Below are 7,527 nucleotides of genomic sequence, written 5' to 3'. Positions count from 1 at the left end.
ATCATGGCCGCCTTCGACGGCGAAATCACCTTCCAGGGCGATGGCGGCAGCTATGGCAATCTGGTGAAGATTACCCATGCCAACGGGCGCGAGACGCGCTACGCGCATATGCAGAAATTCGCCATCGCGAGCGGCGTCGGCACCAAGGTGAAGGCCGGCGACGTCATCGGCTATATCGGCACCACCGGACTTTCGACCGGCCCGCACCTGCATTTCGAGCTCTACCAGAGCGGCCAGGCGATCGATCCGCTGGGTACGGTCACCACGGTCGCCACCTATGCTTCCGGCGGCGCCGGCGGCGGCTACGGCGATGCTGCCGTCGAGACGCTGACCGACCGCATCGTCCATGTCGAAAGCGGCGGCAAAGCGCGAGCCAAGAACCCGCTCTCCTCGGCGACCGGTGCCGGTCAGTTCATCACCAAGACCTGGATCCGGATGATGAATACCTATCGGCCCGATCTCGCCCGCTCGCTGTCGACCGCCGACCTGCTCGCGCTCCGCTACGATGCCACACTGTCGCGCGAGATGGTGCGCAATCTGGCGCGCGAGGGCGAAGCTTATCTTCGCGCCCGCGGCCACCAGATCACCGCCGGGCGGCTCTATCTCTGCCATTTCCTGGGCATGGAAGGTGCTGCCCAGGTGCTGGCGGCGCCCGGCTCGGCGCAATTGAGCGCAGTGCTCGGCTCCGCCGTGATCCAGGCCAACCCTTTCCTTACCGGAAAGACCACCAGCTACGTCGCCGACTGGGCCGAGCGGAAAATGGGTCAGAAGGTGACCCGCTTGGCGTCGTCCGATCAGAACCAGCAGACGACCACGACCCAGGTCCGACAGACATCGCCGGAGTTCGAGAAATACAAGCAAGCCGTCACGGCCCTGATAAGCTCGATCCAGGCCACCCTTTGAGGCCCTGTCGCGCTACCGTCGGTCGCTGTTCGCAGCGTGAGTGATTCGTGCGGCTTATTCCGTCCTGATCCGCATCTCGACCCGGCGGTTGACCGGATCGTAGGGATCGGCGACGCGCGGGTGCGACATGCCGAGACCAATCGCTTCCAGCCGGGTGGCCTGTACGCCGTTCGCGGTCAGGAATGCGGCAACCGATTTCGCCCTGCGCTGCGAAAGCTCCTGATTGTAGCGATCCGAACCCGAAGCATCGGTGTGGCCTTCCACAACGAAGCTGAACGAACTCAGCCGGTTGTCTTTCAGCGCCTTGGCGAACTCGTCGAGCTCGGTGCGCGCGGTCTGGTCGAGCTGGGCGGAATCCAGCGCGAAATTGATCATCATGTCGAGCCCGGTTTTGGTCGGGGCCGCGGTCTGGTCGTTCTTGCTCTTGCACTCTTCTTCAGTGCCGACGCAGATGCCGCGCGTCGCGCCGAGATTGCCCGCGCCGGTGAAGAACTTCACGATATCTTCGGATTTCTGAAGCGGATCAGCGGAAACGTGCGTCGAAAAAAGCACGGCCGCCAATGCAAAGGCTGAACTGGCCCACCGCATGACCGTTACTCCCTGTTTGAGCGGATTTCGCTGCGGCGGACGATAGCAAATCTCGCGCCGATTGTCTGTGAACAAACACACGCTGCGTGCGCCCGTCATTTGCTAAAGCTAACGCTTGACCAGCGCCTCCGCCGCGGCTTCAGTATCCCTATTCCTAATAAGGGCGTGGCAGCCATGGCGAGGGGGCTCCGGTTCAGGACGGCGCGGGATCTCTTCAGCGCTTGCCCCGCCATCGCCCGGGACATGAAAGCGGTCCCGACAGACCAGCCCTCGATCGAGTTTTGCCGCGCGCTGCTCGCTGGACGCGTTCCGGAGGAGGCAATCACCTTCTGCGCCTATCTTCTGCCGGAGCGGGCCGCGATCTGGTGGGCGCATGAGTGCCTGAGCAACCTTGCCGAGCTCCTCGGCGACAGGGACCTCGAATTGCTGGCGCTCGTCGGCGACTGGGTCGGCGAACCCGGCAACCCCGACCATCGCGAGGCGGTGGCCCAGGCCGTTGAGGTGCCGCCCGCGACGCCGGTTTCCTGGATCGCTTTGGCAGCAGGCTGGCGCGACGGCGACTCGGGCGTCGATCAGGCGACAGCCGAATTTCCGACCGCCCATGCCGTCAGCGCGGGGATACTGGCAGGCCTTGCGCGGGTATCGCTCGCGGACCGGTTTACCGTGCTTTCAGCCTTCGTCGAAATGGGCATCGAGATGGCGGAGATGGAGGCGCAGCAGCAATCGGCCGATGCTTACTAGCCAAGCCTGCTCAAACCAGCCAAGCCTGCTCGAATGTCGGCGATCACGTATAGCCGCCTTGCGCCCCTTGGGGTCAACCTCCCCAGCCGCCGCCACCACCACTATTGCCGCCGCTACCGCCTCCGCCCATCGCTGGAATAACTGGAGGCGGAGCTTCAGTTGTTACCTCCGCCGGTTCGATCGGCTTCTTCGCGGTGACCTTCTTCTGCTTGATCACCTTTGGCGTGGTCGTTGTCCGAACGACTTTTTGCTTCGTCATCGGCTCCGATTCGACCTGGGGCGTCACGGCGGTGCACCCCGCGACAGCCAGAACTCCAGTTAGGAATGTTGCGATGATTGCCAGTTTCGATGCCCTGCCCACCATTGCCTCCTTGTTGATCAGAACAAGTCCCGACGCGGATTGGCTTGCTCCCAGACCGCTCTGGCCGTCTTGACCAGTTGAACGTCCAACGAGCCCTCCGCCGAAATCTTTGATTTGAGTTCCCCACGCAGCTGTTTCAGGGCCGCCGTTTTCGCTTTAGCTCCGAACTTCGCCAGCGTGGCCTTGGCATCTGGAATTTCGTTGCGAACATCGAGCGCCGCCGCGAAAGCAAGGTAACGTACGGCGAGAGGCTGGTCCGCCTTGTCGCCCCGCTGCAGTTCCAGAGCCGCGCGATCATATGCGGCCGACTGATCACCGCGGTCGGTCGCTACCTCGAAAAGGCGTTGCGCCTCAGCAAGGTCCTGCTGCACACCGACACCGTCCCTGTACATACGCGCCAAGCTGCCGGGAGCGTAGGGTTGGCCGAGATCCATGGATTTCTGGAAGAGTTCGAGCGCGCTCTTGGGATCCTTCTCAACCCCAGTGCCGGCGAGATAATTTCGGCCGAGCAGGTTCATCGAATACATGTCCTGCCGTTCGACGCCCGCTTTGAGGAAGGCCACGGCGCGAGCCGGATCGGCAGGTACGCCGTTACGACCTTCCGTAAAAATCGCGGCGAGGTCGTTCATGGCATAGGTGTGCCCCATCGCCGCCGCTTTGAGCAGCAGGTCCAGGCCCTTGGTGGCATCACGATCGACGCCATAGCCGTTGAACAAAGCGCGACCCCACGAGGTCATTCCATACGGATCGCCCTTGTCGGACGCTGCGGCATAGAAGGTATTGGCCTGCTTGCGATTGACGGGCATTCCCGTTCCCGTGGCGTTGAGATAGCCAAGCTCGAACACCGCCCGGACATGCCCCATGTCGGCAGCCTCCTGGATCGCCTTCTTGGCCTCGTCGACCTTGCCGGCAACAAGCAGCGCACGCCCGAGCTGGTAGCGGAAGCGGGCGATGTCGGGATAGGCTTTCACCGCTGCCCGGCAGACATCCACGGCGTTGCTGCTGATTTCGTTCGGCAGCAGGCCGGGGACGACGCCCTGCAGGTCGAGAGGCTCGCCGGCCTCCCTGTCACAGGCGTCGACGCTTGGCGACAGTTTCATCGTCGCCGGCTTCGACGGCGTGTTGTCGGCCCTTATTTCGAAGCCGACGCTCAGCGGCTTGACGGCGCCGATCTGGGGTTCGTAGCGCAAGTGGTCGACTTCATCGGCCATCAGGCTTGAATCCGGAGACAAGGTCCGGTCCGGCAGCGACAGCGTTCCCGTTGCCGGATAGCTTGCAAGCTTCACGCTGACGGTGGGATCCTTGGTCGGAAAAACGAGCTTCAGCGGCACAGGGCCGACACCGATCGGGACGCTTACGTCACGGTTCTCGATCGCCTCGGCGGCGCCGGTGATGTGAATGCCGCGCTCCAGCACCTGCTGCTCCTGCTCGGCCTCGAGCGAAGCCATGAGCTGCTGCCCTTCGGCCGCGTTCCCGTTCTTGACCCGAAACACCAGGATACCTTGGGATTGACCGCCCCAATTGTCATGCGTGGCATAGGCCAGCATGTCGACCTCTTCCTGCGCGCCGGATCCTTTCGGCACGTCCATCTTAAGACGCGGCAGATCCTTGCCCGCAATCGGCTGGCCGACAGCGACAGGCTTGCCGTCCAGCGTCAGGCGTCCAAGCGCCGGCGGCCTTTCGATGCTGACGGTGACCGCGCCGCCGTCGACATCGACCGGCTCCGGCAGGTCAAGCGCCACCGGTCCGACGCCCGACGGCACGACCTTTTCCAGCACCGGCGGCAGTGCCGGTCGACTGGCGCGGCGCATCAGCACCACCTCGTCGATCAGCGACGAATTCTCCCAAGGAACCTGCTTGCCATCGGTGGCTTTGACCACGTCGCGGCGAACCGCCGCCATCACCGTGCGGATCTCCTGGTTGGGCGCCAGCGCCCGACGCGAGAAGGCGGACGAGAAGGGACTGAGATCGCTCGCTCCGTCATAGGCGACCGCTCCCGGCTCGGTGGCGAAGGCAATCAGCGTGTTCAGCGAGCTCTTCACCTGCGCAAGTCCGGTGCCGCCCGCGGCAATCAGCTGGTCCCGCAACCAATAGTCCTTGCGCGGGAACGGATTGTTGCGGCAGGCATCGAGGATGATCACCTGGATCTTCGATTTCGCCCGCAGCTGCTCCAGCACGTCGTCGAGCTTGATCGCCTGGACCTCGATGTCGGCCGCGGCCTTGAGCGAGGCATCGACCGGGATGAGGAAATTCTCGCCGCCGATCTGAAAACCGTGGCCCGAATAGTAGACGACGGCGAGATCGGCACCGTCCGCCGCGGCGAGATAGTTGCGGAACTGCTCCTCGAACCGAAGCTTGGTGAGATCCTTGGCGACGAACACGTCGAAGCCGGCCAGGCGGAATGTGTTCGACACATCCTCGGCATCCTTGTCCGGGTTCTTGAGAGCCGGGATGTCGCGGTATTCGGAATTGCCGATCACAAAGGCGACCCTGCGCTCCGCATGAGCTTCGAAGGCCGTGAAGCTCACGAGAACCAGGGCTGCAAGGAACGCGCAGCATCGCAGCATGGCAAATCCTTAACTGCTATGACCTGTCGGCCACAGGAACGCAGCTTGCGGCGCCGAGGTCTGTTAAAGAGTTCACAATCTGCCGGGACCAGAGCAGACCGCATGCATAACGACAGCGGGCATGCGTCTCATCCAACCAAGTTCTAAATTACTCCAGAGACCTATTCACCGCAATGAGAAGACGCGTTTGATCGCCGGATTGCGTCGCGGCCATCCAACTTCAGGTTCAGGGCTGGTGGGCGTTTGCGCTGCCTATGCCATCCGCGCGGCGTGCCACTTCAAATGATCGTCCATGAAGGTCGAGATGAAATTGTAGGAATGATCGTAGCCCTCCTGCATGCGCAGCGTCAGCGCGATGCCTGCCTTTTTGCACGCCTCTTCGAGCAGCCAGGGACGAAGACCATCCTGGAGGAAGCCGTCGGCGCTGCCCTGGTCGACGAGCAGTTCGCCGTAACGATGGCCGTCCTCGATGAGCAGCGTGGCGTCACAGGCGCGCCAGCTCTTTTCGTCTGATCCCAGATATTTTTCCAGCGCCGGCCGCGACCAGCCCGCCGTCGTCGGCTGCACGATCGGCGCGAAGGCCGAGCAGCTCCGGAAGCGCTCAGGGTTCTTCAGCGCGATGGTCAGCGCGCCGTGCCCGCCCATCGAATGGCCGAAGATCGACTGGCGCGAAATGTCGACCGGGAATTTGGCCTCAATAAGCGCCGGCAACTCCTCGGTGACGTAGGAGTACATGCGATAGTTCTTCGCGTAGGGCGCTTGCGTGGCATCGATGTAGAAGCCGGCGCCGCAGCCGAACTGCCAATTGTCCTTCTCATCGGGAACGTCCGGACCGCGCGGGCTGGTGTCGGGGCAGACGACGACGAGTCCAAGCTCGGCCGCCAAGCGCCGGTATTCGCCCTTGTCCATGACATTGGCATGGGTGCAGGTGAGCCCCGAGAGATACCACAAAACCGGCAAAGGCCCGTCCTTCGCCTGGGGTGGCACGAAGACGGCAAAGGTCATGTCGCAAGCGCAGACTTCCGACGCGTGCGAATAGACGCCCTGGATGCCGCCGTGCGATTTGGACGTGGAAAGGACGTTCATCGGTTCTGCCTTCTCGCCGGGAATGTCCGGCCCGACATAGCTGCCGGACCCGGCGCCCGCAACCTTGCACCTCGCCAAAACGGCGCAGATGCGCGATCGAACGGCGGAAGGGCGGACATTTCGAGCCGCTCTCGTTATGCGTCGCCTCCCAGGCGAGCGTTCGCGTGTTCTAGGGTCGGCAAGAGAACATCCGGGCCGGATCGCAAAAAGAAGTCTTTTCTGTCCTTTGCTTCGCCGAAACCGAAGCGGGGCGCTCGCTGGCAAGCGGGCAGGGAAAATTCGACGGGTTGTGAACGGAAGCTGTCCGACGGTGCAATGCGGGTGGGGGTGCTCGCATTGCACCGGCGGCTCGGCAATCAGCGGATTGATGAGCAGATCGCGGTGCGCTGCCGCTCGCCGCATCGTCAAGCGATAAGCTGGTCGATCCTGATCGGCAGATCGCGGATGCGCTTGCCCGTCGCGTGGTAGACCGCGCTGGTAACGGCGGCGGCGGTGCCGACATTGCCGAGTTCGCCCAAGCCTTTGACGCCGGCCGGATTGACGGCGTGGTCTAGCTCCGGGACCAGGATCACCTGCAGGTCCCTGATGTCGGCGTTGACCGGCACGAGGTAATCCTGCAGGTCGCGGTTGACGTAGCGGGCATAGCGCCTGTCGACCTCGGTCGCTTCATGCAGCGCCTGGCCGATGCCCCAGATCATGCCGCCCATCAGCTGGCTGCGCGCGGTGCGCGTGTTCATGATGCGGCCGGCCGCGAAAGCGCCGACGATGCGCGGCACACGGATTTCCCGAGTACAGCTGTTGATGCGAACTTCGACGAACTCCGCGCCGAAGGCGTATTTCACCGAGTCCTCGTCCTGATCGCCGCCATGGAATTCCGACTGACCGGCATAGAGTTTCTTCACTGCCTCAGGCGTCGCACCTTTCGGGGCAAACTCGGCATATTCCTCGATCGCGCCAATTTGCATCGCCTTGAAGACGTCCTCGATCTTCGCGGACGCTCCGCCCCTGGCCGCAAGCTTGCCGCCGTCAAGGTCCAGTTCCTCGTTATGTGAGCCGGCAAGCGGGGCGCCTTCGGCCGTGGCTCCGGCGGAGAGCTTCGCCCGGATGGCATCGCAAGCCTTCAGAACCGCCGAGCAGACGCTTGCGGTGGAAATCGAACCACCTGAGACCGGGGCCGGAGGCAGGCTGCTGTCGCCCATTTCGACGGTCACCTTGTCGATCGAAACGCCAAGACGTTCCGAGGCCATCTGGGCGGCCACTGTCCGGACGCCGGTGCCGATC

7 protein-coding genes are annotated in these 7,527 nt (G+C 63.2%); 2 read left to right on the top strand and 5 right to left on the bottom strand.

What is annotated here, in order from left to right; translation table 11 throughout:
- A partial coding sequence (locus EOA60_RS11935; RefSeq protein ID WP_164899271.1) for a M23 family metallopeptidase occupies window positions 1–903 on the top strand: 903 nt, incomplete at its 5' end.
- A 54-nt stretch (window positions 904–957) separates the two neighbouring features.
- Here EOA60_RS11935 and EOA60_RS11930 read toward each other — a convergent pair.
- Window positions 958–1,491 carry an OmpA family protein gene (locus EOA60_RS11930; RefSeq protein ID WP_206628128.1) on the bottom strand — a complete coding sequence of 178 codons (534 nt, stop codon included), beginning with the start codon at window positions 1,489–1,491 and terminating at the stop codon, window positions 958–960.
- 243 nt (window positions 1,492–1,734) lie between these two features.
- On the opposite strand from EOA60_RS11930, the gene EOA60_RS11925 reads away from it, so the two are divergent.
- The gene (locus tag EOA60_RS11925) at window positions 1,735–2,232 is read left to right on the top strand and encodes a hypothetical protein (RefSeq protein ID WP_245322451.1); all 498 of its coding nucleotides are present in this window, start codon (window positions 1,735–1,737) and stop codon (window positions 2,230–2,232) included.
- Between the two features lie 73 nt (window positions 2,233–2,305).
- Here EOA60_RS11925 and EOA60_RS11920 read toward each other — a convergent pair whose 3' ends face one another.
- The 4 genes from EOA60_RS11920 to EOA60_RS11905 all read right to left on the bottom strand — a co-directional run.
- A complete protein-coding gene (locus EOA60_RS11920; RefSeq protein ID WP_095825726.1) occupies window positions 2,306–2,596 on the bottom strand; it encodes a hypothetical protein in 291 nt (96 codons plus the stop codon).
- 14 nt (window positions 2,597–2,610) lie between these two features.
- Complete coding sequence (locus tag EOA60_RS11915) at window positions 2,611–5,160, bottom strand: caspase family protein (protein WP_095825727.1); 2,550 nt, start codon at window positions 5,158–5,160, stop codon at window positions 2,611–2,613.
- 252 nt (window positions 5,161–5,412) lie between these two features.
- A complete protein-coding gene (gene fghA, locus EOA60_RS11910) occupies window positions 5,413–6,246 on the bottom strand; it encodes an S-formylglutathione hydrolase (RefSeq protein WP_095825728.1) in 834 nt (277 codons plus the stop codon).
- A gap of 404 nt (window positions 6,247–6,650) precedes the next feature.
- A partial coding sequence (locus EOA60_RS11905; RefSeq protein WP_164899270.1) for a molybdopterin cofactor-binding domain-containing protein occupies window positions 6,651–7,527 on the bottom strand: 877 nt, incomplete at its 5' end.

The sequence above is a fragment of the Mesorhizobium sp. M1A.F.Ca.IN.020.06.1.1 genome (assembly GCF_004023265.1).
Taxonomy (GTDB): domain Bacteria; phylum Pseudomonadota; class Alphaproteobacteria; order Rhizobiales; family Rhizobiaceae; genus Mesorhizobium.
This window is presented reverse-complemented; position numbering and strand designations above follow the sequence as displayed.

Coding starts and splice junctions, on each gene's coding strand:
- fghA (WP_095825728.1), bottom strand. CDS start 6,246: ATGAACGTCCTTTCCACGTCCAAATCGCACGGCGGCATCCAGGGCGTC.
- EOA60_RS11925 (WP_245322451.1), top strand. CDS start 1,735: ATGAAAGCGGTCCCGACAGACCAGCCCTCGATCGAGTTTTGCCGCGCG.
- EOA60_RS11930 (WP_206628128.1), bottom strand. CDS start 1,491: ATGCGGTGGGCCAGTTCAGCCTTTGCATTGGCGGCCGTGCTTTTTTCG.
- EOA60_RS11920 (WP_095825726.1), bottom strand. CDS start 2,596: ATGGTGGGCAGGGCATCGAAACTGGCAATCATCGCAACATTCCTAACT.
- EOA60_RS11915 (WP_095825727.1), bottom strand. CDS start 5,160: ATGCTGCGATGCTGCGCGTTCCTTGCAGCCCTGGTTCTCGTGAGCTTC.